Consider the following 25,712-nt stretch of genomic DNA (forward strand, 5'->3'; position numbering starts at 1 on the left):
CCCCCCCCTTCGTTCTTCGAGTCAGTTCGAGGTGAACCCGACGAGCAGGCCACCCGTGACCTTGACGGCGAGGTTGTAGATGCCGGCGCCGACAGCCCCCAGCACCGTGACCACGATCAGGTTGAGGATCGACACGACCGCCGCGAAGGCCATCACCTGGGGAAGACCCATGAGTGAGGCGAGCGAGACGGATCCGTCCGTGATGTTGCCGACGAACTCGTCCGCCTGCGACATGATGCCGGTCGCCTGCAGCACGAGGAAGATCAGGAAGAACGACACCATGGTCACGATCGCGAGTGCGACCGCTGCCAGGAACGAGAGCTTCACCGCCGACCAGAAATCGACGTAGACCAGGCGCAGGCGAACCTGCTTGCCGCCGGTCTTACGCGTCGATTTCTTCGCCAGCTTGTCGGCTACTGTGCTCATACGTCGTTGCTTTCCTCAGGGGTCTCAGTGTCGGAGTCCGCCTCGTCCAGTTCTTCGACGATGCGACGTTCTCCGTTACGTGCGATGGCGAGGATCCGGTCCTTCTCGGACGTCCTGGCGAACACCACTCCCATGGTGTCTCGGCCCTTGGCGGGCACCTCGGCCACGGCAGAGCGTACCACCTTGCCGCTGGACAGAACCACCAAGACCTCGTCGTCCTCAGACACGATCAGACCGCCCGCGAGAGTGCCCCGATCGTCGTTGAGTTTGGCGACCTTGATGCCGATTCCGCCTCGTCCCTGAACGCGATATGCGTCCACGGCGGTGCGCTTCGCATAGCCGCCGTCGGTGACGACGAACACGAACGCGTTCTCATCTGCGACGGATGCCGAGAGCAGATTGTCCTCGCCGCGGAAGCCCATTCCCTTCACGCCGGCTGTCGCGCGTCCCATCGGTCGCAGCGCCTCATCCGTGGCGTTGAAGCGCAACGACATGCCATGGCGCGAGATGAGCAGGATGTCGTCGGTGTTGTCGACGAGCAGGGCACTGACCAGCTCGTCCTCCTCGCGCAGGCGGATCGCGATGACACCGCCCTGACGGTTCGTGTCGTACTCGGTCAGGCGGGTCTTCTTGACCAGTCCGTCGCGGGTCGCGAGCACCAGATACTCCGCCACGTCGTAGTCGCGGATGTCGAGCACCTGCGCGATGCTCTCATCCGGCTGCAGTGCGAGCAGGTTCGCGACGTGCGTGCCCTTCGCGTCACGACCGGCCTCCGGCACCTCGTACGTCTTGGTGCGGTAGACCCGGCCCTTGTCCGTGAAGAACAGCAGCCAGTGATGAGTGGTGGTGACGAAGAAGTGCTCGACGATGTCGTCCGCCCGCAGCTGGGCGCCCTTGACGCCCTTGCCTCCGCGGTGCTGAGAACGGTAGTTGTCGCTGCGAGTGCGCTTGATGTAGCCGTCACGGGTGACCGTGACGACCATCTCCTCTTCGGCGATGAGGTCTTCCATCGACACGTCGCCGTCGAAGCCCTGCAGGATGTGCGTGCGACGGTCGTCGCCGAACCGCTCGACGATACCGGTCAGCTCTTCGCGGATGATCGTGCGCTGACGCCCCTCATCGGCGAGGATCGCCTTGAACTCGGCGATCTGCGCTTCGATCTCATTGGCCTCGTCGATGATCTTCTGACGCTCGAGGGCCGCGAGGCGACGCAGCTGCATCGCGAGGATCGCGTCGGCCTGCACGTCGTCGATGTCGAGCAGCGACTTCAGTCCGGTGCGCGCCTCGTCCACCGTGGGGGAGCGGCGGATCAGCGCGATGACCTCATCGAGGGCGTCGAGCGCCTTGAGGTACGCACGCAGGATGTGCATGCGCTCCTCCGCCTTGCGCAGGCGGAAGGTGGTGCGGCGCACGATCACGTCGATCTGGTGCGCGATCCAGTTCGCGATGAACCCGTCGAGCGCGAGCGTGCGCGGCACGCCGTCGACGATCGCCAGCATGTTCGCGCCGAAGTTGTCCTGCAGCTGAGTGTGCTTGTACAGGTTGTTCAGCACGACCTTGGCGACGGCATCCCGCTTGAGCACGACCACGAGGCGCTGGCCTGTGCGGTCGCTGGTCTCGTCGCGGATGTCGGCGATGCCGGTGATCTTGCCGTCGCGCGCGAGGTCACCGATCTTCACCGCGAGGTTGTCGGGGTTCACCTGGTACGGCAGCTCGGTGATCACGAGGCACGTACGGCCCTGGATCTCCTCGACGTTGACGACCGCGCGCATCGTGATCGACCCTCGGCCGGTGCGATAGGCCTCGTGGATGCCCTTGGAACCGAGGATCTGCGCACCGGTCGGGAAATCGGGACCGGGGATCCGCTGGATGAGTCCCTCGAGGAGCTCCTCACGCGGCAGATCGGGGTTGTCCAGCGCCCAGAGGGCGGCATCCGACACCTCGCGCAGGTTGTGCGGCGGGATGTTGGTGGCCATACCGACCGCGATGCCGACGGAACCGTTGACGAGCAGGTTCGGGAACCGCGCCGGCAGGACGTCGGGCTCCTGGGTCTGACCGTCGTAGTTCGGCGAGAAGTCGACCGTCTCCTCTTCGATGTCGCGCACCATCTCGAGCGCGAGGGGAGCCATCTTCGTCTCGGTGTAACGAGGCGCGGCCGCACCCATGTTGCCGGGGGAGCCGAAGTTCCCCTGCCCGAGAGCGAGCGGGTAGCGCAGTGCCCAGGGCTGCACGAGACGCACGAGGGTGTCGTAGATCGCGGTGTCGCCGTGCGGGTGGTACTGACCCATGACCTCGCCGACCACGCGGGCGCACTTCGAGAACGCCTTGTCCGGGCGGTAGCCGCCGTCGTACATGCCGTAGATCACACGGCGGTGCACGGGCTTCAGGCCGTCGCGCACATCAGGCAGCGCTCGCCCGACGATGACCGCCATGGCGTAGTCGAGGTAGCTGCGCTCCATCTCGAACTTCAGATCGACCTGATCGATCTTGCCGTGCTCGTGGAAGGCTGCGGCGTCGGGGCGTTCTTCGTCAGTCATGTGTGTTCTTTCGATTCCGGTCGTTCACGCGAGGGGAGACGAACGTCTAGATGTCCAGGAAACGGACGTCCTTCGCGTTGCGCTGGATGAAGTTGCGGCGGGACTCGACGTCTTCGCCCATCAGCACGCTGAAGATCTCATCCGCCGCGGCGGCATCCTCGATGGTCACCTGACGGAGCGTGCGGGTGTTGTGGTCCATCGTGGTCTCCCACAGTTCCTTGGCGTTCATCTCGCCGAGACCCTTGTAGCGCTGCACGCCGTTGTCCTTGGGGATGCGCTTGCCGCTCTCGATGCCGTGCTTGAGCAGAGCGTCGCGCTCGGCGTCCGAGTACACGTACTCGTGAGGCTGGTTCGACCACTTCAGCCTGTAGAGCGGCGGCATCGCGAGGTAGACGAAGCCTGCCTCGATCAGCCCGCGCATGTAGCGGAACAGCAGCGTGAGCAGCAGCGTCGTGATGTGCTGGCCGTCGACATCGGCATCCGCCATCAGCACGATCTTGTGATACCGCGCCTTCTCGATGTCGAAGTCCTCACCGATGCCGGTGCCGAAGGCCTGGATCATCGCCTGGACCTCACGGTTGCCCAGTGCCTTGTCGAGGCGGGCGCGCTCGACGTTGAGGATCTTGCCGCGCAGCGCGAGGATCGCCTGGGTGTGCGGGTCGCGACCCTGCACGGCCGAACCGCCTGCCGAGTCGCCCTCGACGAGGAAGATCTCGCTGATCGACGGATCCTTGCTCGTGCAGTCCTTGAGCTTGTCCGGCATGGCGGCCGACTCGAAGACGCTCTTGCGGCGGGCGGTCTCGCGGGCCTTGCGCGCGGCCATGCGCGCGGTCGCCGCATCGATCGACTTGCGGATGACGTTCTTCGCCTGCGTCGGGTTGCGCTCCAGCCAGTCGCCGAGCTGATCGCCGACGACCTTCTGCACGAACGCCTTCGCCTCGGTGTTGCCGAGCTTGGTCTTGGTCTGGCCCTCGAACTGCGGCTCGCCGAGCTTGATCGAGATGACGGCGGTGAGACCCTCGCGCACGTCGTCGCCGGAGAGGTTGTCGTCCTTCTCCTTGAGCAGGTTGTTCGCGCGCGCGTACTTGTTGACCAGCGTGGTCAGTGCGGCGCGGAAGCCCTCTTCGTGCGTTCCGCCCTCGTGGGTGTTGATGGTGTTCGCGTAGGTGAAGACGTTCTCGGTGTAACCGGTCGTCCACTGCATCGCGACCTCGAGCGAGATCTTGCGCTCGGTGTCCTCGGACTCGAAGTCGATGATCTCGTCGTTGACGACCTCGGCGTGACGCACCCTGTTCAGGTACTCCACGTAGTCGACGAGGCCGCGCTCATAGAGGAACACATCGCTGCGCTGCTTCGTGATCGTCGTGCCCTCTTCTTCGACCTCGTAGGTCGCGCCCTCGCGCTCGTCCTGCAGTTCGATGCGCAGGCCCTTGTTCAGGAACGCCATCTGCTGGAACCGGGTGCGCAGCGTCTCGTAGTCGAACTCGACGCCTTCCGTGAAGATCTCGGCATCCGGCCAGAACGTGATGTTCGTACCGGTCTCGTCGGTCTCGGCACCCTTGATGAGGCCCTCGGCCCGGGGGACTCCGCCGTTCGAGAACCCGTGCGTCCACACGTGACCCTGGCGCTTGATCTCGATCTCGAATCGCGTGGAGAGCGCGTTCACGACCGACGAACCCACGCCGTGCAGACCGCCGGAGACGGCATATCCGCCGCCGCCGAACTTGCCGCCGGCGTGCAGGATCGTCAGCACGACCTCGACGGTCGACTTGCTCGGGTCGGAGGAGTGCGGATCGACCGGGATGCCGCGACCGTTGTCGACGACTCGGACTCCGCCGTCTGCGAGCAGTGTGACGAGGATGGTGTCGGCGTGACCCGCCATCGCTTCGTCGACGGAGTTGTCGACGATCTCCTGCACCAGGTGATGCAGACCGCGCGGTCCGGTGGAGCCGATGTACATGCCGGGGCGTTTGCGCACCGCCTCGAGACCCTCGAGAACCTGGATCTCGTTGGCTCCGTACTCGCCCTGATGCTTCTGCTTGGGGGTTGCGGTGGACTCGGCGTCGGGGGTGCCCCCGGTTGTCGATTCAGGCTCGTCAGCAGGGGTTTCAGGCGTCATCAGAGGTGATTCTCCACATCGATATCTCGAATGCTCAGTCTAGCGCGTCTGGAACCCGAAGATACGGCTATACGGCCGTGTGTGGCCCTGAAATCAATCGAGGGGCCTCCGTTGATGCCCTACCCGTAGGTATCGCGTGGACCGCGCCCTGGGACGGCTCTCGGCCCCCATTTCCAAGAGGGAACGTCCGGTCCTATGAAACGGAGGTTGTTCACACCCGCCTGCGGATAGCGTCTGCCGATCTCGGTGAGGATGGTCGCACGCATGAACTGGAGGTTCTTCGCCCACGCCGTGGAATCGCACTTGACCGTCAGCATCCCGTTCTCCAATGAGACCGGCTCTGAGTGCTTCGCGGTGTCGGACCCCGCGAGATCCGCCCACTGCCGCACGAGGTCTTCACGCGCGAGAGTGATCTCCCATCCGGACTCCCGGCTGAGCTTGTCGAGCACGGCGCCGAGGGCGCCAGGGTCGCGGCCGGGCGTGAACGGCGCGTTCTCGTCGTCGTCGCGGATGCGACGCTTGCGCTTCCAGGATTTCGAGCTCGGCTGCAGACCGCGCAGGCGCAGGTAGGTCGCGACGGTCTCGGGGGTCTCGGATGCCGCGTCACTCATCTGCTTCCTCCTCTGCGTCATCGCCGGTGCCCTGGTCGGATCCGGTGCGGTCGTCGGTGATGGTGCCCGCGTGAATGCGGACCACATGACGGTGCAGCTCTTCGGGGATATCCTCCTCGACAGCGGCAGTCACCACCACCTGCTCGTATCCGACGGTGAGTGCCGCGAGTCGTCGTCGTCGATCCGCATCCAGTTCGGCGAAGACGTCGTCGAGGATCAGCACGGGATCGCCGGCAGGGGATTCCGCACGCAGCAACTCGGCCGAGGCCAGTCGCAGCGCGAGGGCGACAGACCACGATTCGCCATGCGAGGCGTAGCCTTTCACCGGCAGTGAGCGCACGCGCAGCAACAGGTCGTCGCGGTGCGGACCGACGAGCGTGAGGCCGCGATCGAGCTCCTGGGTGCGCTTGGCATCGAGCGCAGCACGGAACATCTCGGCGATCTCACCGCGCGAATCGGATGAACCCTCCTCACCCTCTTCGGGATCTCCGCCGCGCACCGACAGCGCCCATTCGATCTCGGGACGATGATCCTCGCCCGCGATCGCCGTGTACGCCTCGGCGAGCGGCTGCTGCAGATCGGCAGCCAGACGCAGACGCGCGTCGATGATCTCGGATCCGAGGGCGACGAGCTTGTCGTTCCAGACATCGAGAGTGGCGAGGGCCTCACCGCGGATGCCGCGGGCTCGAGCCGATTTCAGCAGCGCGGTGCGCTGCTTGAGCACGCGGTCGTAGTCGCCGAGCACCGCAGCCATGCGGGGAGTGCGCTGGATCAGCAGTTGATCTGCGAAACGCCGCCGCGACGACGGGTCACCACGCACGATCTGCAGGTCTTCCGGTGCGAAGAGCACGACGTGCGCGTAGCGGGGGAGCTCGTTCGTCTTCGATGGAGAGCCGTTGATGCGCGCCTTGTTCGAACCCTGACGGTTGATCTGCACCTCGGCGAGCACCTTCCGCTCACCGACCGACAGGCGGGCTCTGATCACCGCGAACTCGTGGCCGTCTCTGACCATCGGGGCATCGGAGGACACCCGATGCGAACCCAGAGTCGCGAGGAAGACGACCGCTTCCGCAAGATTCGTCTTGCCCTGTCCGTTGCGTCCGACGAGCACGTTCGGGCCGGGGAGCAGTGCCAGTTCGGCGGTCGCATAATTGCGGAAGTCCACCAGGCTCAGATGCTCCACAATCACGGATTCACCCTACCTTTCGGCGCCGACATCCCTCGGCCGCCGCCGAGCCGTTCGGGTCGTCAGCGCAGGAGGAGGTTGGGCTGGAGCAGGTACTTGAACGAATCGTTTCCGGCCTGGTCGACCGAGGTCTGACTGGTGATCAGGACGGGACTGAGCTTGTTCGCGTTGTCGCTCGAGGTGAACGTCACGCGGACGAACTCGCTCTTGACGGCGCTGAGCGCCTCGGTCAGGTACTGCGGGTTCAGACCCAGAGTGACGTCATCGCCACCGGAGAGGTGCGCGTCGACCGACTCGGATGCACGGGCGTGCTCGCTGCCGGAAGCATCCATGGTCACACTGTCGGACGTGAAGGTGAACCGCAGCGGCGCTGCACGATCGAGTACCAGGGCGACACGGCGAACAGCCTCGATGAGATCGGCCGTGTTCACCACCGCATAATGCTCGGTCTGCTCCGGGAACAGACGCCGCACGGGAGGGAAGTTCCCCTTGATCAGGAGCGAGGTCACCGTCTTGTTGCCCGCGGTGAACGCGATGATCTCGCGATCGCCCTCGCCGGAGAAGGCGACCTGGATCGTGCCGGCGTGACCGAACGTCTTTCCGACCTCTGTCAGCGTGCGGGCGGGAACCAGAGCGGTCTGCTCCGGTGCGTCGCCGTCCCACGGCACATCCCGCAGCGAGACACGGTAGCGGTCGGTGGCGACCAGGCTCAGGCTATGGCCGGACACCTCGAGCTGCACACCGGTGAGCACCGGCGTCACATCATCGCGAGAGGCGGCGAACCCGACCTGGGCGATGGCGGTGCCGAAGTCGTCCGCCGGGACGACGCCGGATGATCCGGAGACTTCGGGGATGGAGGGATATTCCTCGACGGGCATGGCCGCGAGAGTGAATCGTGCGGATCCGCAGGTGACGGCGATGCCACCGTCTTCCTCGACGGCGATCTCGATCGGCGCGTTCGGCAGGCGGCTGGCGATGTCGGAGAGAAGGCGGCCGTGCACGAGGATCGTGCCAGGAGTGTCGATCGTGGCTTCGATCGTCGTCCGCGCCGAGGCCTCGTAGTCGAATGCCGAGAGTGTGAGCCCCTGCTCGCCCGCCTCGATCAGGACTCCGGCGAGGATCGGCTGCGGGTTGCGCTGAGGCAGCAGCTTGACGACGAAGGACACTGCTTCGCTGAAGACATCGCGGTTGACCTGGAACCTCACGGGCGCTCCCTCGTCGTAATTACATGACCTGATGCGGGTTGGCCCACGTCAGGGGTTCCCATCGTATCCCCACAGCAACGATCCGCCATACGACCACTTCCGCCGCCCTTGAGGTGATCGGATCGGGCTCTCAAAGGGTTAACTCCTTAACAGTGTTAACCGCTGTGGATACTGTGGATAACTCGGTGGATATCAGTGGCGAGTAGGGAACTACACGCGTGTGAGATGTGGAATCCCTGAGGAATCCGCACCAATACGGGGTGTGGATGACAACCGTGTGATCCCGAGTTATCCACAGGATGCGTGGATCGGCACACATTCGTCCCGAACTCGGCACACATTCATCCACAAGTTATCCACATGTGCAAACCGGCATTTATCCGATGCCTCCGGGCGCTGTCAAGCCTCGATCGGAGTCAGGGGACCGGTTGCGGGGTCCTTCGTCAGCGCCGGCCGAGCTGCGTCGTGATCTCGGTGACCTGGTTGTAGATCGAGCGACGCTCCTTCATGAGCTCGCTGATCTTCTTGTACGCGTACATCACCGTCGTGTGGTCGCGGTTGCCGAACAGCTGGCCGATCTTCGGCAGGGAGAGATTGGTGCGTTCGCGGCACAGGTACATCGCGATCTGACGCGAGGTCGCGATCTGCTGCGATCTGCTCGACCCGTAGAGGTCGTCGACCGTGAGCTTGAAGTACTGCGCGGTCGCGGTGATGATGTCGGTCGGCGAGATGATGTTGTCCTCGGCCGTGTCGACGATGTCTCGCAGGACCGTCTGCGCGAGGGCGATGTCGAGTGAGGACCGATTGAGGCTCGCGAAGGCGGAGACGCGGATCAGAGCGCCTTCCAGTTCACGGATGTTGGAAGAGACGACTGTCGCGATGTACTCGAGGACCTCGTCGGGGATGTGCAGTGCTTCGCTCTGTGCCTTCTTGCGAAGGATCGCGATGCGGGTCTCGAGGTCGGGCGCCTGCACATCCGTGATCAGGCCCCACTCGAAGCGGCTGCGCATCCGGTCCTCGAAGCCGGTGAGGTGCTTCGGGGCGACGTCGCTGGTGATCACGACCTGCTTGTTGTGGTCGTGCAGTGTGTTGAAGGTGTGGAAGAACGCCTCCTGCGTCTCGGCGCGACCCTGCAGGAACTGGATGTCGTCGATGAGGAGGATGTCGACGTCGCGGTAGCGGGCCTGGAATGCGGATCCGCGGTTGTTGGCGATCGAGTTGATGAAGTCGTTGGTGAACTCCTCGCTCGAGACGTAACGGACCTTCACCCCTGTGTAGAGGGATTGCGCGTAGTCGCCGATCGCGTGGAGGAGGTGCGTCTTGCCGAGTCCGGAGTCTCCGTAGATGAACAGCGGGTTGTATGCCTTCGCCGGCGCTTCGGCCACTGCGACCGCTGCCGCGTGCGAGAAGCGATTCGACTGCCCGATCACGAAGTTGTCGAACGTGTACTTCGGGTTCAATCGTGACTCGTGCCGCAACGGTGTCGGCTGCTCCATGGGCGACTCCGTGCGAGGCGCCTCTGATCGTGTGAAGTCCGCCACCGCGATCGGCGCCGTCGGCTGCTCGGCGAGTTCGTGATTCACGACGACACGGAAGGTCGTCACCTCGTCGCCGATCCGCGTGAGCGCCTCCATGATCGGCATCCTCAGACGCTTGTTGATCTGCGCAGCGGTGAGGTCGTTCGGCACATCGAGATAGAGCGTCGCGCCCATGACACCGGCCGGCACGACGAGACTCAGGAAGCCCTGCAACTGAGGAGTCACACGGTCATCGTGATCGAGGAGATCCGCCACCTGCGCCCAGATCGGAACGTCGGGCTGGGCAGGAGAGGACATGGTGCTCCGGACGGGGAATCGCGGAGGGCAGACCGAAACGGCCTTCCCCCCTGTGGATAACTTCGGATGCCACGGTAGCCATCCAGGCTGTGAACGGCAACCTGCCTGTGGAAAACCGGGGGTGTGTTGTGCAGCCCGCGAGTGTCGAGGTTGTGGATAATTGCTGTGCGGAGTGTTGATGCTCGGACCGGTCGTGGCGTGGAGATTTGCCCTCTGCGCCGGTAAGACGTACCCTTAATCGGTTGACTTATGCCCGGATCTGGGCAGTTCCCATCGTCTCCGGTCGTACTCACCCGGTGACACCATTCCCGGAGTGATTCCATGAGCAAGCGTACTTTCCAGCCCAACAACCGTCGTCGCGCCAAGAAGCACGGTTTCCGCGCCCGCATGCGCACCCGTGCCGGCCGCGGCATCCTCTCGGCTCGCCGCGCGAAGGGCCGCACCGAGCTCTCGGCGTAAGCCTCGTGCTCGCCCGTCCGTTCCGACTGACGCGAGGCACCGACTACAGATCGGTCGTCCGTCGCGGTGTTCGGTGCGGGGGCGCCCGTGTCGTCACTTCGATGTTGGCGACCGGTGAAGCACGTGAGCCCAGGTTCGGGTTCATCATCAGCAAGCAAGTGGGCAACGCTGTGATCCGCAACACTGTGCGCCGACGCCTCAAGGCTGTCTGCGCATCGGCGGTGATCAACGTTCCCGAGGGCACGGATGTCGTCATCCGTGCCCTTCCTGCGTCTGCGACGGCTCCTTTCTCGGAGCTCGAGGCGGATGTGACCAGGTGTCTGGCGAGATTGACCCGCGGGCGGGTGACGGCATGAGCGCGTTGCCGTCCTACGCGATGGGTACCGCACACCTGCACGGAAGCGACCTCGTACGCAGCATCCCGCTGATCCCCCGCAATCTCGTGCTCGGCTTCCTCGCGGGATATCGCGCGGTGATCTCGCCTCTGTATGGCGACGTGTGCGCGTATTACCCATCTTGCTCGGCTTACGCTGTAGGTGCGGTACAGCAGCACGGTGCTGTGAAGGGGGCAGCGCTCTCGGCATGGCGGATCCTGCGCTGCAATCCCTGGACCAAAGGCGGCGTCGACGACGTCCGTCCTCATGACCATTTCCGATATGACCTGACCGCTCGAGGTTTCGTCGTACCTTCCCGAAAGGACTGATCAGTGGGTCTTGACCTTCTGCTCGCCTCTGCGACTCCCGCTCCTGATTCCGGTGGGGGTGGCTTCGACCTGCTCGGAACGATCCTCTGGCCGTTGAAGTGGGCCGTCGAGCTCATCCTCGTCGCCTGGCACTGGCTCTTCACCACCGTCGGTCTTCCCGAGGCGTCGGGCATCACCTGGATCCTGTCGATCGTCGGTCTGGTCATCGTCGTTCGTGGAGCAGTATTTACCCTGTTCGTGCGGCAAATCAAGAGCCAGCGCAAGATGATGGAAATCGCTCCTGAGATGAAGAAGATCCAGGAGAAGTACAAGGGCAAGAAAGACCAGCTCTCTCGCGAGGCGATGAGCCGCGAGACCATGGGTCTGTACAAGAAGCACGGCACTTCGCCGATGTCGAGCTGTCTGCCTCTGATCGTGCAGATGCCGATCTTCTTCGCGCTGTTCAGCGTGCTCAACGACGTCACCAAGCATGCGCAGAACAACCTCGGAGGCGTCGGACTGCTGAGTTCCGAGCTCACGAAGCAGTTCTACGACGCCACGATCTTCGGCTCGGTGTCGCTGCACGGCACACTCGGTCAGGCCGTCGAGAGCCAGAACACGATCGCCATCGTCCTGCTCGTCGTCCTCGTCGTGCTGATGATCGGCTCGCAGTTCTTCACGCAGCTGCAGATCATCTCGAAGAACCTCTCGCCTGAGGCCAAGACCGGCCAGGCGTACCAGATGCAGAAGATCATGCTCTACGTGCTGCCGCTGGGCTTCATCTTCTCGGGTGTCTTCTTCCCGCTCGGTGTCGTCGTGTACTGGTTCATCTCGAACCTGTGGACGATGGCGCAGCAGTTCCTCGTCATCCGCGAGATGCCGACACCCGGTTCCGAGGCTGCCAAGGCGCGCGAAGAGCGCCTCGCTCGCAAGGGCAAGGCGATCGATTCCTCCGGCAAGGGCGTGCCGATGTCGGTCTACGAGGCCGAGCAGAAGCGGATGCTGGACGAGGCGGAGAAGGCGAAGCAGAACGCTCCGAAGCGTCAGCAGCCAGTGGGTAAGAAGCGAGCCAAGAAGAAGGGCCCCAACTCATGACCGGTGAGAACATCGCGGAGCGCGCGACCGATCGTTCGGAGCCCACTGTCGAGCAGCTCGAGCACGAGGGTGATGTCGCTGCCGACTTCCTCGAAGAGCTCCTCGACATCGCGGACATCGACGGCGATCTGAATCTCGACGTGCGTCAGGGGCGTGCCTATGTCTCGGTCGATGCTGAGGGGGAGGGGATCTCGGTTCTCGCTGACCCCGACACGGTCCAGGCGCTGCAGGAGATCACTCGCTTGGCGGTGCAGAGCAAGACAGGTGCCTTCTCACGCCTGATCCTCGATGTCGGCGGATCCCGCGACGCACGTCGTCGCCAGCTGGAGAAGCTGGTGGATGCTGCGGTCGTGAAGCTTGACGAAGGCGCGTCTCAGGCGTCGCTCCCTTCGATGTCGAGCTATGAGCGCAAGCTCGTGCACGACATCGTGGCAGACCGTGAACTCGTATCCGAGTCGTACGGCGACGGCGCCGATCGCCACACGGTGATCCGCCGACGTTGATGTTTCACGTGAAACATCGTGGGGGATCGGTATGAGTTCGCTTGAGGTGGAGCCGCCTGTCGCGGCATCGATCTTCGGTGATCGGATTGATCTCGCTCGTCAGTTCACCGCCGCACTCGCAGAGCAGGGTGAAGAGCGCGGACTGATCGGACCGTTGGAACTTCCTCGGCTGTGGACCCGCCACATTCTCAACAGTTCGATCGCCGCGCCCATCTTCCACGGCACAGCGGCAGACATCGGATCCGGCGCCGGGCTCCCCGGCCTCGTGCTCGCGATCGCGAGGCCCGACGTCCGCTGGACTCTGATCGAGCCGATGGAACGCCGGGTCACCTGGCTGAACGAGCAGGCCGCCGAGCTGGGGCTCGAGAACGTCGAGGTGTTGCGATCGCGGGCCGAGGATGTGCCGGCGACCGCGAAGTTCGACTTCGTCACCGCCCGGGCGGTCAGTGCATTGCGCACGCTCATTCCGTTCACTGCCCCGCTGGTTCGCGACGGGGGAGAGCTCGCCCTGCTCAAGGGCATGAATGCACCCGCCGAGATCGAGGCGGCTGCCAAGCAGATCAAGAAGTACCGACTCAGCGACGTGCGTGTCGAAGTGCTGGGTGAGGGTGTACTCGCGGAGACCACTCGGGTCGTCCGGGCTACGGTTCGGGGTTAGTCGGTCGGTCTGACCTTCTGGTGGCCCGGCTCTGGACAGCCGACTCTCTCGCAGAACGGGTTCCCTCCCCGCTAGCTGTATTTCCTCGGGAGGTTGTGAACGCGTGACATAGAGAAGACCTCCGGCCAGGATGTGGGTTACCACACTCGCATCTCTAAACCGGAGGTCTCCATGACTCACGCTAATGCTCCGTTGACGCCTGAGGGGCGGCGACGTCTTGCCCTGTTGATAACTCAGGATGGCTGGTCGCTTCGGCGCGCGGCCGAACGGTTCCAGTGCTCGCCGGCGACCGCGAAACGATGGGTCGATCGCTACCGATCTGGACAGCCGTTAACCGATCGCAGTTCCAGGCCGCGGTGCTGTCCGAACCAGCTTCCGCGACGCATCGAGCGTCGTGTCATCGCGTTGCGTTTCACCCGTCGCTGGGGCCCGCACCGCATCGCGTATCACCTGGGGCTGCACCGTTCGACGGTCGGCCGCGTGCTCTCCCGATACTCGATGCCATTGCTGGCCCACGTTGACCAGTCCACCGGTCTGCGCGTACGCAAACCCACGCCCCGTCGCTACGAAGCCACCGCGCCCGGTCAACTGGTGCACGTGGATATCAAGAAACAGGGCCGCATTCCCGACGGCGGCGGATGGCGGATCCACCACCGCGGATCCGCGCAAGACCGCCGGGTCGGTGTCGCCCGTGACCGCGCCGCACGCGCGGGAGCATCAGGATCCCGCGGCTACCGCTACCTGCATCACGCCGTCGATGACTACTCACGAGTGGCATACTCCGAGATCCTCGACGACGAACGCAAAGAGACCGCCGCGGCATTCTGGCAACGCGCCAACACCTTCTTCGCCAGCATCGGGATCACCGTCACCTCTGTCATGACCGATAACGGCGCCTGCTACCGATCCCACGCCTTCGCTGCAGCACTCGGCAACATCAGACACAAACGCACCAAGCCCTACCGCCCGCAAACCAACGGGAAAGTCGAACGCTTCAACCGCACCCTCGCCACCGAATGGGCCTACGCGACCGCCTACGACAGCGAAAACGCACGCACCCAGGCCTACACCGTCTGGCTCCACCACTACAACCACCACCGACCCCACACAGGCATCGACGGCCAAACACCGTCAGAACGCGTTCACAACCTCACAGGGAACTACAGCTAGCGGAGGCCCCTCCCGGTGCTCGTTCGCTCGACATCCCTGCGTCCTGTTCCGTCCGCGCGGAGAGCGAGCTTCGCCGCTCAGGTTGTGGTGGGGTGCTCGGGTCCGAGCGATGTTTCACGTGAAACACGTGTCGTTGGTGGTTGGTCATCGAGGTTCTTCCGCCGGAGTGCGCTCGGGGCGACCGGGCTCGGGATGCCGGCTCTCTCGCAGTGCAGGGGACCCGGGGCCCCTTCGCGGGCACCCTGATGCTCGTTCGTCCGGCACCCCTGTGCGCTCGCTACGTCGCAGAGGGAGCGAGCTTCGCCGTTCCGCTTGGTCGGACGGTCGCTTGAGTCGAATGTTTCACGTGAAACATGGAAGGCCCCCGTGGCAATCAGAGGAGGGTACTGACCGCGGGCCAGGTGGTTGCCATAGGCATCGGTTCGGCGGGAGGGGCTAGCGCATCTGATGTGGACAGTGCTTGATAGGTCGTGCAGGGGAGCACGAGATGTTTCACGTGAAACGGTGTGGGGCTTCGGGTTGTAGCGTGGAAGCATGAGTGACGCACGCGCTGGCACGGTGATCACAGCCCGGGTCACGGACGCTGCCGCTTTCCTGGCATTGATGGACGGTCGTCCTGAACACGTGCAGGCGATTGCCACGGCTGTTCGGAACCTCGTCTACGAAGTGCTTCCCGAGACTGTCGAGGTCGTCTGATTGACACAGGGAACAGTCGGCTGGGGGATCGGGCCCAAGAAGTTCACCGAGCAGTTCTCCTACCTCATTCCCTTCAAGAATCACGTCACGCTCGGGTTCTACTACGGCGGCGACCTCCCGGATCCCCAAGGTCTGCTTCCGACTGGCGGCGGCCGACAAGGGGGAGGGCGCCTGTCCATGCGCAGTGTGAAGCTGGGCACAGATGCAGTCGTCCGGGATCCAGCACTTCGAGCACTCATCGAGTACGCCGCAGCCCACGTTCCCCCTCCGTGAGCTCTGAATCGCGCCTGCGGTGGCGCTGCGAGCCGTCGAGGCGCGATGTTTCACGTGAAACACATGAGTCGTCGCCGACCGAGCGCGTACGGGTCGGCACGGTAGGCGGGGCTCCGTTCGGTTCGCAACGTCGGCCCTAGCGGTTAGAGTGGAAGACGGTCCCGAAAGGAGCGGATGTTTCACGTGAAACAGTCTGAAAAGGCAGCACCGAACAGTACTTTCGGGGTAGACACTCCACTGGCACGAGAGATCGCGGATCTGAGCGCGCGCAGACGTGCACTGGAGGCGATCACCGTCGAGTTCAGCGGCGAGACTCGCGTCCTCACGGTGTCGAACCAGAAGGGCGGCGTCGGCAAGACGACGACCGCCGTGAACATCGCGTCCGCACTGGCGACGTTCGGTGCGAAGGTTCTGGTCATCGACCTGGACCCGCAGGGAAACGCCTCTACAGCGCTCGGCGTCCCTCACAACGCGGAGACCCCGAGCGTGTACGACGTCCTGATCGATGACGTCCCGCTCGCCGACATCGTCCAGCAGAGCCCCGAGTCACCGAATCTGCTCTGCGCACCCAGCACGATCCACCTCGCCGGCGCGGAGATCGAGCTCGTCGCTCAGGTCGCTCGCGAGCACCGACTCCGCAACGCTCTCACGCAGTACCTGACGGAGAACACCGTCGACTTCGTGATCATCGATTGCCCTCCGTCACTGGGCCTTCTGACGATCAACGCCTTCACCGCGGCATCCGAGGTATTCATCCCCATTCAGTGCGAGTACTACGCGCTCGAGGGTCTGAGCCAGCTTCTCGGCAGCATCCAGATGATCCAGAAGCATCTCAATCCCGAGCTTCACCTCTCGACGATCCTCCTCACGATGTACGACGGGCGCACCCGTCTCGCGCAACAGGTGGCGGAAGAGGTACGCACGCACTTCCCTGAACAGGTGCTGCAGACCGTGATCCCGCGCTCGGTGCGGATCTCGGAGGCACCCAGTTTCGGCCAGACGGTGATCGCATACGACGGAACCTCCGCCGGTGCGATCGCATATCGCGAGGCCGCTGTCGAAATCGCGTCGCACACGACGCAGAGCAAGGAGAACTGATGGCCAAGCGCACCGGATTGGGTCGAGGAATCGGCGCACTCATCCCCACTGCAGACCAGGCGGAGCGCCCGGTGGACGTGTTCTTCCCCGGTGCCTCGCTGCGTCCGACGACCGACATCACGATCACGGTGCCTGATGAGTCTCCTGCGGAAGAGCCCGACCTCACCACGGTTCCCGGCATCCATCTGATCCAGATCGACCCTCAGAAGATCGTTCCCAACCCGCGGCAGCCGCGTACGCATTTCGACGAGGACGACCTGGCCGAGCTCGTGCACAGCGTGCGGGAGTTCGGTGTGCTCCAGCCGGTGATCGTCCGCAAGAACACGGACGGCGACTACGAGCTGATCATGGGGGAGCGGCGTACCCGCGCGGCGCGTGAGGCCGGTCTCGAAGCGATCCCGGCGATCGTGCGCGAGACCGCAGACGAGAACCTGCTGCGTGACGCCCTCCTGGAGAACCTGCACCGGTCCGAGTTGAACCCCCTGGAAGAGGCATCGGCCTACCAGCAGTTGCTCGAGGACTTCGGGATCACCCAGGAGGAGCTCGCGACGCGCATCGGCCGATCCCGACCCCAGATCAGCAACACGATCCGGCTGCTCAGGCTCCCGGTTCCGGTGCAGCAGCGCGTCGCTGCGGGGGTGCTGTCCGCCGGTCACGCCCGTGCTCTGCTCTCGCTCGACAGCCCGGAGGCGATGCAGAAGCTCGCCGACAAGGTGATCAACGAAGACCTCTCAGTCCGTGCCACCGAAGAGGCGGCGAAGGCTGTGCCCTCATCCGGATCGAAGACGCAGAAGCCGCAACCTGGGGCGCGACGCGCCTATCTCGACGAGGTGTCCGGCAAGCTCGGCGACCGACTGAACACCCGGGTCAAGATCACCCTCGGTGCACGAAAAGGCCAGGTCGCGATTGAATTCGCATCCATTCAGGATCTCAACCGCATCCTGTCGGAGCTGGGTGAACAGGGCTACGGATCCTGAAGTTATAGCCGCGCCCTCGCGGTGAACCGCCGCGAACTCCTAGAGTGAGCACAGACGGGGGAGGGCACATGTCAGAGAAGAAGAGCACGGTCGGCCGTTTCAGCGCCAGGGTCATCGGAATCAGCATCGCCGCCGCGCTCGGCGGGTTCCTGTTCGGCTTCGACACCGCGGTGATCAATGGAGCGGTGGATGCTGTCGCCGGGGCCTTCGACCTCGGGCCGGCTCTGCAGGGCTTCGCCGTGTCGTCCGCACTGCTCGGTTGCGCGGTCGGTGCCTGGTTCGCCGGGAGCCTCGCGAACAAACTCGGCCGCATCCCCGTGATGGTGATCGCGGCGGTTCTGTTCCTCGCGTCCTCGATCGGTTCGGGCCTCGCCTTCGGGGTCATCGACCTCATCGTCTGGCGCGTGATCGGTGGCATCGGAGTGGGGGCGGCATCCGTCATCGCTCCCGCCTACATCGCGGAAGTGTCGCCGGCGAAGGTGCGCGGCAGGCTCGGCTCGCTGCAGCAGCTCGCCATCGTGACCGGTATCTTCACCGCGTTGCTCTCCAACGCTCTCCTCGCGAACATCGCCGGCTCGGCTGCCGACGTGCTGTGGTTCGGTATCGACGCGTGGCGCTGGATGTTCATGGTCGAGGCCATCCCGGCCATCGTCTACGGCGTCATGGCGCTGCGACTGCCCGAATCTCCACGCTTCCTGGTGGCTCGTGGCCAGATCGACAAGGCATCCCAGGTGCTCTTCGACTTCACCGGCGAGACCGATGTGAACGTCAAGATCGAAGAGATCCGCTCCACTCTGAACGCCGAGAAGCGCGAGTCGCTGAGCGACCTGCGCGGGGAACGGTTCGGGCTCAAGCCGATCGTCTGGGTCGGCATCCTCCTGAGCGTCTTCCAGCAGTTCGTCGGCATCAACGTGATCTTCTACTACTCGACGACTCTGTGGCTCTCGGTCGGATTCGATGAGTCCAGCGCGCTTCTGACGTCGGTCTTCACGTCCATCACGAACATCGTCGTCACGATCATCGCCATCCTTCTCGTCGACAAGGTCGGCCGACGTCCGATGCTGCTGACGGGTTCCATCGGCATGGCCGTGACGCTGGGCATGATGGCGGTCGCGTTCTCGTTCGGCACCCTGCAGGACGGCAGCGTCGTGCTCCCGCAACCGTGGTCGCTGATCGCGCTGATCTGCGCCAACGGCTTCGTCGTGTTCTTCGGCGCGACCTGGGGCCCGCTCGTCTGGGTGCTGCTGGGCGAGATGTTCCCGAACAGCATCCGTGCCGGCGCCCTCGCGGTCGCTGCGGCCGCGCAGTGGATCGCGAACTTCTTCATCTCCACGACGTTCCCGGCCTTCGCTGAGATCGGGCTGACGTTCGCCTACGGGTTCTACGCGTTTTTCGCCGTCGTGTCGTTCTTCTTCGTCTTCTATCAGGTGCCGGAGACGAAGGGCAGAGAGCTCGAGACGATGACGGATGTCGTGAACCTGCCGCGCCGGGGTGGCGGAAAGCGCGCGTAGGCTTGAAGCATGTCAGAAGCCGTTCCGCGTCGTGCCAGCCTCGAGGTCCTGAGGGCGGAAGCGGCGGACGAACTGGCGGTGCTCATCCAGGAGCGTCTTCTGAGCGGTGAAGACCCGTGGGACTTCATGGAAGACCTTCCCAGCGTCGACGAGCTCGTGGTCTACCTGCTGCGGGCCGACAACATCGCCGCCAACGACGGTGTGCGCCCGAACACGACGCGCAACTACCGCGTGATGCGGCAGATCGCCCTGGAGTACCCCGAGCTGACCCCGGCGGTGTGGCGCCTGCTGGGCGTGGAGACCCGTCATCGCAAGTGGGACACCACCGTCGCCGACGTGCAGTGAGTCACGTCACCGGCGTTCGCGTCACGGCCGGACCGAATCGTATGCCGTGAAGCGCATACAAAAAGGCCCGCCCCTCCGAATGGAGAGACGGGCCTGAAGAGAAGCGGATCAGCCGATGAACGCGGCCAGATCCTTCTCGAGCGCGGGCTTCGGCTTGGCGCCGATGATCGTCGTCTTGACCTCGCCGCCCTGGAAGACCTTCATCGCCGGGATCGACGTGATCTGGTACTTCATGGCGAGCTCGGGGTTCTCGTCGACATTGAGCTTGACGATCGTGATCTTGTCCGGGTTCTCAGACTGGATCTGGTCGAGCACCGGCGCGACCATGCGACACGGTCCACACCATTCGGCCCAGAAGTCCACGAGTACGGGGCCTTCAGCCTGCAGCACATCCTGGTCCCAGGTCGCCTGGCTCGTTACCTTGGCAGTCATCAGATTTCTCCTTGGATTGGGGTTCACCCGCTACAACAGCGGTTGAACGGAAAGTGTTCCCGTCAAGCGATGATCGCGGCCGCCTCCGCCGCGGGGAACTCCACGGAGGCGTCGTCAAAATCCGCGAGGAAGTGCTCCGCGTCGAGCGCGGCGATCGTGCCGGTGCCCGCAGCCGTGATGGCCTGACGATAGGTCGGGTCGATCACGTCGCCCGCGGCGAAGACGCCGGGGACCGAGGTGCGAGAGGAGCGGCCGTCGATCCAGATCGTGCCCTCGGGGGTGAGGTCGAGCTTGCCGTGAACGAGGTGGGTGCGCGGGTCGTTGCCGATGGCGACGAACAGGCCGTCGAGCGCGAGCTCGCTCACCGTGCCGTCGACCGTGTTGCGCAGCTTCACGCCGTTGACGCTGTCGCCACCGGTGATCTCGTCGACCTCGGTGTTCCAGACGAACTCGATCTTCTCGTTCGCGAAGGCACGCTCCTGCATGATCTTCGAGGCGCGCAGCGTGTCCTTGCGGTGGATCACGTAGACCTTCGAAGCGAAGCGGGTGAGGAAGGTCGCCTCCTCCATCGCCGAGTCGCCGCCGCCGACGACCGCGATGTTCTTCTCGCGGAAGAAGAAGCCGTCGCAGGTGGCGCACCAGGAGACGCCGTAGCCGGACAGCCGCTCTTCGCCTTCGATGCCGAGCTTGCGATAGGCCGAGCCGGTCGCGTAGATGATCGTCGCAGCCTCGTGGGTGGCGCCGCTGCCGAGGGTGAGCTTCTTGACGGGGCCGTCGAGCTCGAGCGACGTGACGTCGTCATAGACGACCTCGGTGCCGAACTTCTCCGCCTGCTCCTGGAACTTCGCCATGAGCTCAGGGCCCTGGATGCCCTCGGGGAACCCGGGGTAGTTCTCGACCTCGGTGGTGTTCATGAGCTCTCCGCCGACCTCGACGGAGCTTGCGATGAGAAGCGGCTTCAGGTTCGCGCGCGCCGCGTAGATGGCAGCGGTGAATCCCGCAGGACCGGACCCGATGATGATGACCTGACGCATGTGCTCCCCGTCTGTGAATTCTTGCCTCGGATGCTTCAACCAATGGTAGTCGCGCGGCATTCCCGCACCCGCGTCCTCTACCGCCTGGTGAAAACATGCCCGTGCGACCGCCGGGCACCGCTCGATCTACCCTTTGCGCCGCCGCACGACGGTGCGGATGATGCCGAGCACGAGGAACAGTCCGATGATCCCCCCCAGGATCCCGAGACCGATGGTCTCCCACTCGGCGCGCACGGTTACGGCTGCGGTCTGGTCGGTGCCGATCTGCACCCCGGTGGGTGAAGCGAGCGAGAAGTCGACGGTGAGCGATCCGCTGCCCACTCGTGCCTCCACCGGCACCTTGACTCGGGTGTTGCTGGCGGGCAGCGCCTCGACAGAAATCGAAGGCTGCACATCGAGACGAGCGTCGGATGGCGTCGACGTCAGCTGCACGTTGACCGGCCACGGCAGATCATTGCGCACCCAGACGGGCATCGGCGCCGCCGCCGTGAACAACTGGATCGGGCTCGGCTCCTGCACTCCCACCGCGTCGAGCGTGGTCGTCGTCTCGACGCGCCGGGCGGCGACGGCGTCGGCGTATCCTTCGGCGTCGCGGATGCCGATCACGCGCAGCATCCGAAGCCGTTCGGGGGAGAGCAGCAGAAGAGGATCGTCGAGGATCGTCGCGAACGCGGTCAGGCGGGATTCGTCGGCGAGGAGCGTCTTCAGCTGCGCGGCACGGTCGGCGGATGCTGCGGCATCCGTCTCCACCACGCGAAGGGTCGCCGACTGCGGTGAGCCGGTACGCAGCGTGCTGAAGTCGGTCGGGTCGGCTATCGCCGACACCGACAGGATCGTCTCGCGGAGCGACTCTGCCGTGCGCGCCTCGTTCCGGTCGAGTCCCACCAGCACCGACGAGGCGGGACCGGTGAGCGCGAGGTGGGCCATTCCCTCCGCGATGTGCTCTTCGCGGATGCCGTCGTCCGACTCTGCGACGGCATCCGACAGGGCGGCGGAGGCCGCCGCATCCATCACCAGCGCGCGGTATCCGTCGACGTCGACCACTGCGCCGGTGGCTGCGGCGATCGACGTCGACGGCACGATGGTCGTCGCATCACCCGACATCCATTCGTCGAACGTCGCGAGGTCGGTGGTGTCGACGCCGGGCGTCGGCCAGAGCACGCCGGGGGACGCGCGCTCGATCGACATGAGGTCAGCGTCGGACGGCAGCACGGGGCCGGTCGGAGTAGGGGCCGGAGTGGGCGTCGGCGTGGTGGTCGGCGAGGGCGTAGGCGTCGCCGTGGCGAAGTTCGCGGGATCGAGCTCGGAGGCGAGCGGCAGCGGCGTCAGCAGGCCGGGCAGTTCCGCACGTGATTGCGTTGTCGCGTCCGCGTCTCCGGCCTGCAGCGCGAATCGATCGTTGGGGAGTGATTCGAGGCGATCCAGCCACTGGACCGACGTCGCAGGGGCCGCAGCGCCGAGCGCGCGGATCGCTGCAGGGATCAGCGGGTCGACCGCGAGCGAGGCCGAGGTTCCGGCGACGCCGTCGAGCTGCGCGGTGAGCGCGCCGTCAGGGGCGGTGAGGATGGTGAGCTCCTCGGCAGTGAGGAGAGCGCCGTCGGCCGGTGTCGCCGTCACCGGTACGAGCACCGTGACCCGTGCAGCGGCGTCGCCGTGGATGATCAGCACGCTCGTCGCCGTGGTCGCAGCAGCGGGGGTCGACGTGTCCGCCGCGAGGGTCGCACGGATCGGATAGATGCCGTCGGGCAGCGCGCCGAGCGTGCCGACGGGCGTCAGCACCGACATGGTGGAACTGTCGGATGCTGCGATCGTCTCGGTCTCCTCGACGCCGAGCGAGGTGAACCCGCCTGGTGCCTCCCCGGAATCGAGCCAGGTCGTCACGGCGGCGCCGTCCGTCAGGGCGGTGCGGTTCAACTCCACCGTGACCTGACCGGGGGAGAGCTCCGCCGGGGTGCCGTTGTCGATCGTGATCGTGGTCAGCAGCGACGAACCCGGCTGGGACACCCCGTGCACTCCTGCCGAGAGCGAGATCTCGACGGCGCCGTCGGCCGGTGCGTCCTCATCGGCGAACGCCGCAGTCGGCGGTGTCAGCAGCGGCGCGGCGATGAGTGCGGCGGCCACCGCGAACACCAGCGCACCGCGTGCACGGCGCTGTGCGCGCACACGACGGCCGAATCGGGGGGTGATCAACGTCTCTGGTCTTCCTCGGGGACCGCGGCGGTCAGCCCGTGAGTTGTGACCCTGTGATTCTAGGCGGGTGTGCGAGGGGAAGCCTGAAGGCGCGTAGAGTGACGGCCGTGTCCGACGCGCTCCAGCCCACTCCCGATCCGTCTCTCGTCGATGCGCTGGCGTCGGATCTGGATGCCGCAGACTTCCGTTCCGAGCCGCTGCGGCGCCTGTGGGGTGAAGAAGCCGACGACGCACTCGGCCGCGGCGTGCTCGAGCCCCTGCTGCGTGCGATCGCACGGGATGTCGGAACGCTCGCGACGCTCGGTCGCCTGTTCGTGCTCGGCATGCCGCAGCCGGTCGCACTGGTCGATCAGGCCCTGCCCCGCCTCGGCTTCGAGGGGCTGATCGGCCTCGGCCTCGCCCGGTTCTCCGATGATGAGGAGGATGTCGCGCCTGCGGCGCTGATCCGTCCGCAGTCGTTCGTGGATTCCGACGGCATCGGCGAATGGTGGATCGCCAGCGACCTCGACGAACTGGCGCTCGGCACGGAACTGCCCGCCGATCACGTGCTCGGTGTGGGCGGAGCATCCCGCACGCTCGCCGAGCTGATCGTGCCGGTGCCGGTCGGTCGGGCACTGGACCTCGGCACCGGATGCGGCATCCAGGCCCTCCTCGTCTCTCGTCATGCGGGCGAGGTCGTCGCGACCGACATCTCGGCGAGGGCGCTCGCGTTCGCGGAACTCAACGCGCGCCTGAACGGTGTGAGCAACGTGACGTTCCGACAGGGCAGCATGTTCGAACCGGTGGAGGGAGAGGCATTCGACCTGATCGTCTCGAATCCACCGTTCGTCATCACTCCGCGCGTCGACGGCGTCACCGCGTACGAGTACCGTGACGGCGGGCTCATCGGTGATGCGCTCGTGGAGCACTTCGTGCGCACCGCTCCCGCGCATCTCACGCCAGGGGGCATCGCGCAGCTGCTCGGCAACTGGGAGACGGTCGAGACATCCGGCCTCGACCGTCTCGAGTCGTGGATCGATCCGTCGCTCGATGCCTGGGTGATCCAGCGCGAAGAGCTCACACCTCTGACCTATGCCGAGCTGTGGATCCGCGACGGCGGCACCACGCCGCGCGAGGACGCGTTCGGGCGGATGCTGGAGGCCTGGCTGGACGACTTCGCGGCACGAGGTGTCACAGCCATCGGGTTCGGATACGTGCTGATGCGTCGGGGCGATGCCGGTCATGAGCCGCTGCGTCGTTTCGAGACGGTCGCGCAGCCGCTGTCGGCGCCTGGTCGCGCGCTGCGCGACGGCCTCGCCGCGCACGACTCATTGGCCGACGGCATCCCGCAGACCCTCGTCACGGCGGCGGATGTCACCGAAGCGCGGCACTACATGCCAGGGGATGACGATCCGAGCGTGATCGAGCTGCGCCAGGGCGGTGGCTTCGGCCGCACGGTGTCGGTGGACTCAGCGCTCGCCGGATTCGTCGGAGCGTGCGACGGCGAGCTCGGTGTCACGCAGATCGTGTCTGCGCTGGCGGACCTGTTCGAGGTGCCGCTCGTCGACCTGTGGAACGATCTCGAGCCGCGCATCCGCCGGCTCGTGCTCGACGGGTTCCTCGTCGCGGGCTGATGGGGCGGATGCGGCGAGCCGGGCTGCGGCGGGAATGCCGGCGGCATCCATTCGGTTGCATGAAACCATGAAGGCTTTCGGATTCCTCTCGTTCGGGCACTACGCCCCCGTGCCCGGCTCTGGCACGCGCACGGCCGGCGACATGCTGCATCAGACGATCGACCTCACCGTCGGCGCTGATCAGCTCGGCGTCAACGGTGCGTACGTGCGGGTGCACCACTTCGCCCGTCAGGCGGCGTCTCCGATGCCGCTGCTGGCGGCGATGGCGGCGAAGACCGAGCGCATCGAGGTCGGCACCGGCGTCATCGACATGCGGTACGAGAACCCGCTGCAGTTCGCGGAAGAGGCCGCAGCCCTCGACCTGATCGCCCGCGGCCGTATCGCGCTCGGCGTGAGCCGTGGCTCACCCGAGACCGCACTGCGCGGCTACGAGGCGTTCGGCTACGTCGGCTCGGAAGACCCACGTGGTGCGGACCTCGCCCGTGACAAGTTCGACCTCTTCCTCGAGGCGATCGACGGTGCGGGTGTCGTGCAGGGCGATCCTCAGCAGGTCGGTGAAGGCCGATACCTCGCGATCGAGCCGCGCTCCGAGACGCTGCGAGACCACATCTGGTGGGGGTCCGGCTCGCGCGCGACGGCCGAGGAGACCGGCCGCAAGGGTCTCAACATGATGAGCTCGACCCTGCTCACGGAAGCCACCGGCGTGCCGTTCCATCAGCTGCAGCGCGAGCAGATCGACCTGTATCGCGCGGCGTACAAGGCGGCCGGCCACACCGGTACGCCCCGCGTCTCCGTCAGCCGGAGCGTGTTCCCGCTGGTCAACGACATGGATCGGGCCTACTTCGGACTGCGCAGCGCCGAGAACGGAGACCAGGTCGGCATCATCGACGGATTCCGCTCGACGTTCGGCAAGACGTACGCCGCGGAGCCCGATGTGCTCATCGAGCAGCTTCGCGCCGACGAGGCCGTGATGGCTGCGGACACCCTCATGCTGACGATCCCGAACCAGCTGGGCGTGGACTACAACCTGCACGTGCTGGAGTCGTTCGCGCCGCCC

Annotated in this window: 25 protein-coding genes; 15 read left to right on the top strand and 10 right to left on the bottom strand. The window is 65.2% G+C overall.

Going from position 1 to position 25,712, the window contains the following annotated elements:
• Positions 1-21 precede the first annotated feature (21 nt).
• From ACNPNP_RS16660 to dnaA, 7 genes are all read right to left on the bottom strand, one after another.
• Positions 22-426 carry a DUF3566 domain-containing protein gene (locus tag ACNPNP_RS16660; protein WP_307360399.1) on the bottom strand — a complete coding sequence of 135 codons (405 nt, stop codon included), beginning with the start codon at positions 424-426 and terminating at the stop codon, positions 22-24.
• Positions 423-2,963, bottom strand: a complete 2,541-nt coding sequence (gene gyrA / locus ACNPNP_RS16665; protein WP_448967138.1) for a DNA gyrase subunit A — start codon at positions 2,961-2,963, stop codon at positions 423-425. Before gyrA ends, ACNPNP_RS16660 begins: the two co-directional genes overlap by 4 nt.
• Positions 2,964-3,009: 46 nt before the next feature.
• The gene (gene gyrB, locus ACNPNP_RS16670) at positions 3,010-5,082 is read right to left on the bottom strand and encodes a DNA topoisomerase (ATP-hydrolyzing) subunit B (RefSeq protein WP_448967139.1); all 2,073 of its coding nucleotides are present in this window, start codon (positions 5,080-5,082) and stop codon (positions 3,010-3,012) included.
• Between the two features lie 119 nt (positions 5,083-5,201).
• A complete protein-coding gene (locus ACNPNP_RS16675; RefSeq protein WP_448967140.1) occupies positions 5,202-5,693 on the bottom strand; it encodes a DciA family protein in 492 nt (163 codons plus the stop codon).
• The gene (gene recF / locus ACNPNP_RS16680) at positions 5,686-6,882 is read right to left on the bottom strand and encodes a DNA replication/repair protein RecF (protein ID WP_448967141.1); all 1,197 of its coding nucleotides are present in this window, start codon (positions 6,880-6,882) and stop codon (positions 5,686-5,688) included. The genes ACNPNP_RS16675 and recF overlap by 8 nt, the downstream gene beginning before the upstream one ends.
• Before the next feature lie 59 nt (positions 6,883-6,941).
• Positions 6,942-8,084 carry a DNA polymerase III subunit beta gene (gene dnaN, locus ACNPNP_RS16685; RefSeq protein WP_448967142.1) on the bottom strand — a complete coding sequence of 381 codons (1,143 nt, stop codon included), beginning with the start codon at positions 8,082-8,084 and terminating at the stop codon, positions 6,942-6,944.
• A 443-nt stretch (positions 8,085-8,527) separates the two neighbouring features.
• Positions 8,528-9,919 (bottom strand): chromosomal replication initiator protein DnaA, encoded by a 1,392-nt coding sequence (gene dnaA, locus ACNPNP_RS16690; protein ID WP_448967143.1) that lies wholly within the window; start codon positions 9,917-9,919, stop codon positions 8,528-8,530.
• A 321-nt stretch (positions 9,920-10,240) separates the two neighbouring features.
• Between dnaA and rpmH the strand changes: the two genes are divergently transcribed.
• The 13 genes from rpmH (at position 10,241) to ACNPNP_RS16755 (ending at position 19,386) form a co-directional block, all read left to right on the top strand.
• Entirely contained in the window at positions 10,241-10,378 is a 138-nt protein-coding gene (rpmH, locus tag ACNPNP_RS16695) for a 50S ribosomal protein L34 (RefSeq protein WP_055952712.1), read from the top strand.
• A 5-nt stretch (positions 10,379-10,383) separates the two neighbouring features.
• Positions 10,384-10,734, top strand: coding sequence for a ribonuclease P protein component (gene rnpA, locus ACNPNP_RS16700; protein WP_448967144.1), 351 nt, complete (start codon positions 10,384-10,386; stop codon positions 10,732-10,734).
• Positions 10,731-11,081, top strand: a complete 351-nt coding sequence (gene yidD / locus ACNPNP_RS16705; RefSeq protein ID WP_448967145.1) for a membrane protein insertion efficiency factor YidD — start codon at positions 10,731-10,733, stop codon at positions 11,079-11,081. The genes rnpA and yidD overlap by 4 nt, the downstream gene beginning before the upstream one ends.
• A 3-nt stretch (positions 11,082-11,084) precedes the next feature.
• On the top strand, positions 11,085-12,155 hold the full coding sequence (gene yidC, locus ACNPNP_RS16710; RefSeq protein WP_448967146.1) for a membrane protein insertase YidC: 1,071 nt from the start codon (positions 11,085-11,087) through the stop codon (positions 12,153-12,155).
• Positions 12,152-12,658, top strand: coding sequence for a Jag family protein (locus ACNPNP_RS16715; RefSeq protein ID WP_448967147.1), 507 nt, complete (start codon positions 12,152-12,154; stop codon positions 12,656-12,658). The genes yidC and ACNPNP_RS16715 overlap by 4 nt, the downstream gene beginning before the upstream one ends.
• Positions 12,659-12,689: 31 nt before the next feature.
• Positions 12,690-13,316 carry a 16S rRNA (guanine(527)-N(7))-methyltransferase RsmG gene (gene rsmG / locus ACNPNP_RS16720; protein WP_448967148.1) on the top strand — a complete coding sequence of 209 codons (627 nt, stop codon included), beginning with the start codon at positions 12,690-12,692 and terminating at the stop codon, positions 13,314-13,316.
• A gap of 171 nt (positions 13,317-13,487) precedes the next feature.
• Positions 13,488-14,486: an IS481 family transposase gene (locus tag ACNPNP_RS16725; protein WP_448967149.1), complete on the top strand. Its 999-nt coding sequence runs from the start codon at positions 13,488-13,490 to the stop codon at positions 14,484-14,486.
• Positions 14,487-15,020: 534 nt separating this feature from the next.
• Positions 15,021-15,182, top strand: a complete 162-nt coding sequence (locus ACNPNP_RS16730; protein ID WP_448967150.1) for a hypothetical protein — start codon at positions 15,021-15,023, stop codon at positions 15,180-15,182.
• Positions 15,183-15,455: a DUF1801 domain-containing protein gene (locus tag ACNPNP_RS16735; RefSeq protein WP_448967151.1), complete on the top strand. Its 273-nt coding sequence runs from the start codon at positions 15,183-15,185 to the stop codon at positions 15,453-15,455.
• 174 nt (positions 15,456-15,629) lie between these two features.
• Complete coding sequence (locus ACNPNP_RS16740) at positions 15,630-16,553, top strand: ParA family protein (protein WP_448967152.1); 924 nt, start codon at positions 15,630-15,632, stop codon at positions 16,551-16,553.
• Positions 16,553-17,530, top strand: a complete 978-nt coding sequence (locus ACNPNP_RS16745; protein WP_448967153.1) for a ParB/RepB/Spo0J family partition protein — start codon at positions 16,553-16,555, stop codon at positions 17,528-17,530. Before ACNPNP_RS16740 ends, ACNPNP_RS16745 begins: the two co-directional genes overlap by 1 nt.
• 68 nt (positions 17,531-17,598) lie before the next feature.
• Complete coding sequence (locus ACNPNP_RS16750) at positions 17,599-19,041, top strand: sugar porter family MFS transporter (protein WP_448967154.1); 1,443 nt, start codon at positions 17,599-17,601, stop codon at positions 19,039-19,041.
• A gap of 9 nt (positions 19,042-19,050) precedes the next feature.
• Entirely contained in the window at positions 19,051-19,386 is a 336-nt protein-coding gene (locus tag ACNPNP_RS16755) for a tryptophan synthase subunit alpha (protein WP_448967155.1), read from the top strand.
• Between the two features lie 108 nt (positions 19,387-19,494).
• Here the strand turns inward: ACNPNP_RS16755 and trxA are convergent, their stop codons facing one another.
• The 3 genes from trxA to ACNPNP_RS16770 all read right to left on the bottom strand — a co-directional run bounded on the left by trxA (position 19,495) and on the right by ACNPNP_RS16770 (position 23,042).
• Complete coding sequence (gene trxA, locus ACNPNP_RS16760; protein ID WP_033105602.1) at positions 19,495-19,818, bottom strand: thioredoxin; 324 nt, start codon at positions 19,816-19,818, stop codon at positions 19,495-19,497.
• Positions 19,819-19,880: 62 nt separating this feature from the next.
• Positions 19,881-20,852, bottom strand: a complete 972-nt coding sequence (gene trxB / locus ACNPNP_RS16765) for a thioredoxin-disulfide reductase (protein ID WP_448967156.1) — start codon at positions 20,850-20,852, stop codon at positions 19,881-19,883.
• A 126-nt stretch (positions 20,853-20,978) separates the two neighbouring features.
• Positions 20,979-23,042, bottom strand: a complete 2,064-nt coding sequence (locus tag ACNPNP_RS16770; protein WP_448967157.1) for a DUF6049 family protein — start codon at positions 23,040-23,042, stop codon at positions 20,979-20,981.
• Positions 23,043-23,140: 98 nt separating this feature from the next.
• On the opposite strand from ACNPNP_RS16770, the gene ACNPNP_RS16775 reads away from it, so the two are divergent.
• The gene (locus ACNPNP_RS16775; RefSeq protein WP_448967158.1) at positions 23,141-24,655 is read left to right on the top strand and encodes a class I SAM-dependent methyltransferase; all 1,515 of its coding nucleotides are present in this window, start codon (positions 23,141-23,143) and stop codon (positions 24,653-24,655) included.
• Positions 24,656-24,722: 67 nt separating this feature from the next.
• Positions 24,723-25,712 (top strand): LLM class flavin-dependent oxidoreductase (locus ACNPNP_RS16780; RefSeq protein ID WP_448967159.1); only part of this gene is annotated, 990 nt, incomplete at its 3' end.

It is taken from the genome of Microbacterium xerophyticum (assembly GCF_053543555.1).

Coding starts and splice junctions, on each gene's coding strand:
- ACNPNP_RS16660 (WP_307360399.1), bottom strand. CDS start 426: ATGAGCACAGTAGCCGACAAGCTGGCGAAGAAATCGACGCGTAAGACC.
- gyrA (WP_448967138.1), bottom strand. CDS start 2,963: ATGACTGACGAAGAACGCCCCGACGCCGCAGCCTTCCACGAGCACGGC.
- gyrB (WP_448967139.1), bottom strand. CDS start 5,082: ATGACGCCTGAAACCCCTGCTGACGAGCCTGAATCGACAACCGGGGGC.
- ACNPNP_RS16675 (WP_448967140.1), bottom strand. CDS start 5,693: ATGAGTGACGCGGCATCCGAGACCCCCGAGACCGTCGCGACCTACCTG.
- dnaA (WP_448967143.1), bottom strand. CDS start 9,919: ATGTCCTCTCCTGCCCAGCCCGACGTTCCGATCTGGGCGCAGGTGGCG.
- rpmH (WP_055952712.1), top strand. CDS start 10,241: ATGAGCAAGCGTACTTTCCAGCCCAACAACCGTCGTCGCGCCAAGAAG.
- yidD (WP_448967145.1), top strand. CDS start 10,731: ATGAGCGCGTTGCCGTCCTACGCGATGGGTACCGCACACCTGCACGGA.
- ACNPNP_RS16715 (WP_448967147.1), top strand. CDS start 12,152: ATGACCGGTGAGAACATCGCGGAGCGCGCGACCGATCGTTCGGAGCCC.
- rsmG (WP_448967148.1), top strand. CDS start 12,690: ATGAGTTCGCTTGAGGTGGAGCCGCCTGTCGCGGCATCGATCTTCGGT.
- ACNPNP_RS16725 (WP_448967149.1), top strand. CDS start 13,488: ATGACTCACGCTAATGCTCCGTTGACGCCTGAGGGGCGGCGACGTCTT.
- ACNPNP_RS16730 (WP_448967150.1), top strand. CDS start 15,021: ATGAGTGACGCACGCGCTGGCACGGTGATCACAGCCCGGGTCACGGAC.
- ACNPNP_RS16740 (WP_448967152.1), top strand. CDS start 15,630: ATGTTTCACGTGAAACAGTCTGAAAAGGCAGCACCGAACAGTACTTTC.
- ACNPNP_RS16745 (WP_448967153.1), top strand. CDS start 16,553: ATGGCCAAGCGCACCGGATTGGGTCGAGGAATCGGCGCACTCATCCCC.
- ACNPNP_RS16750 (WP_448967154.1), top strand. CDS start 17,599: ATGTCAGAGAAGAAGAGCACGGTCGGCCGTTTCAGCGCCAGGGTCATC.
- ACNPNP_RS16755 (WP_448967155.1), top strand. CDS start 19,051: ATGTCAGAAGCCGTTCCGCGTCGTGCCAGCCTCGAGGTCCTGAGGGCG.
- trxA (WP_033105602.1), bottom strand. CDS start 19,818: ATGACTGCCAAGGTAACGAGCCAGGCGACCTGGGACCAGGATGTGCTG.
- trxB (WP_448967156.1), bottom strand. CDS start 20,852: ATGCGTCAGGTCATCATCATCGGGTCCGGTCCTGCGGGATTCACCGCT.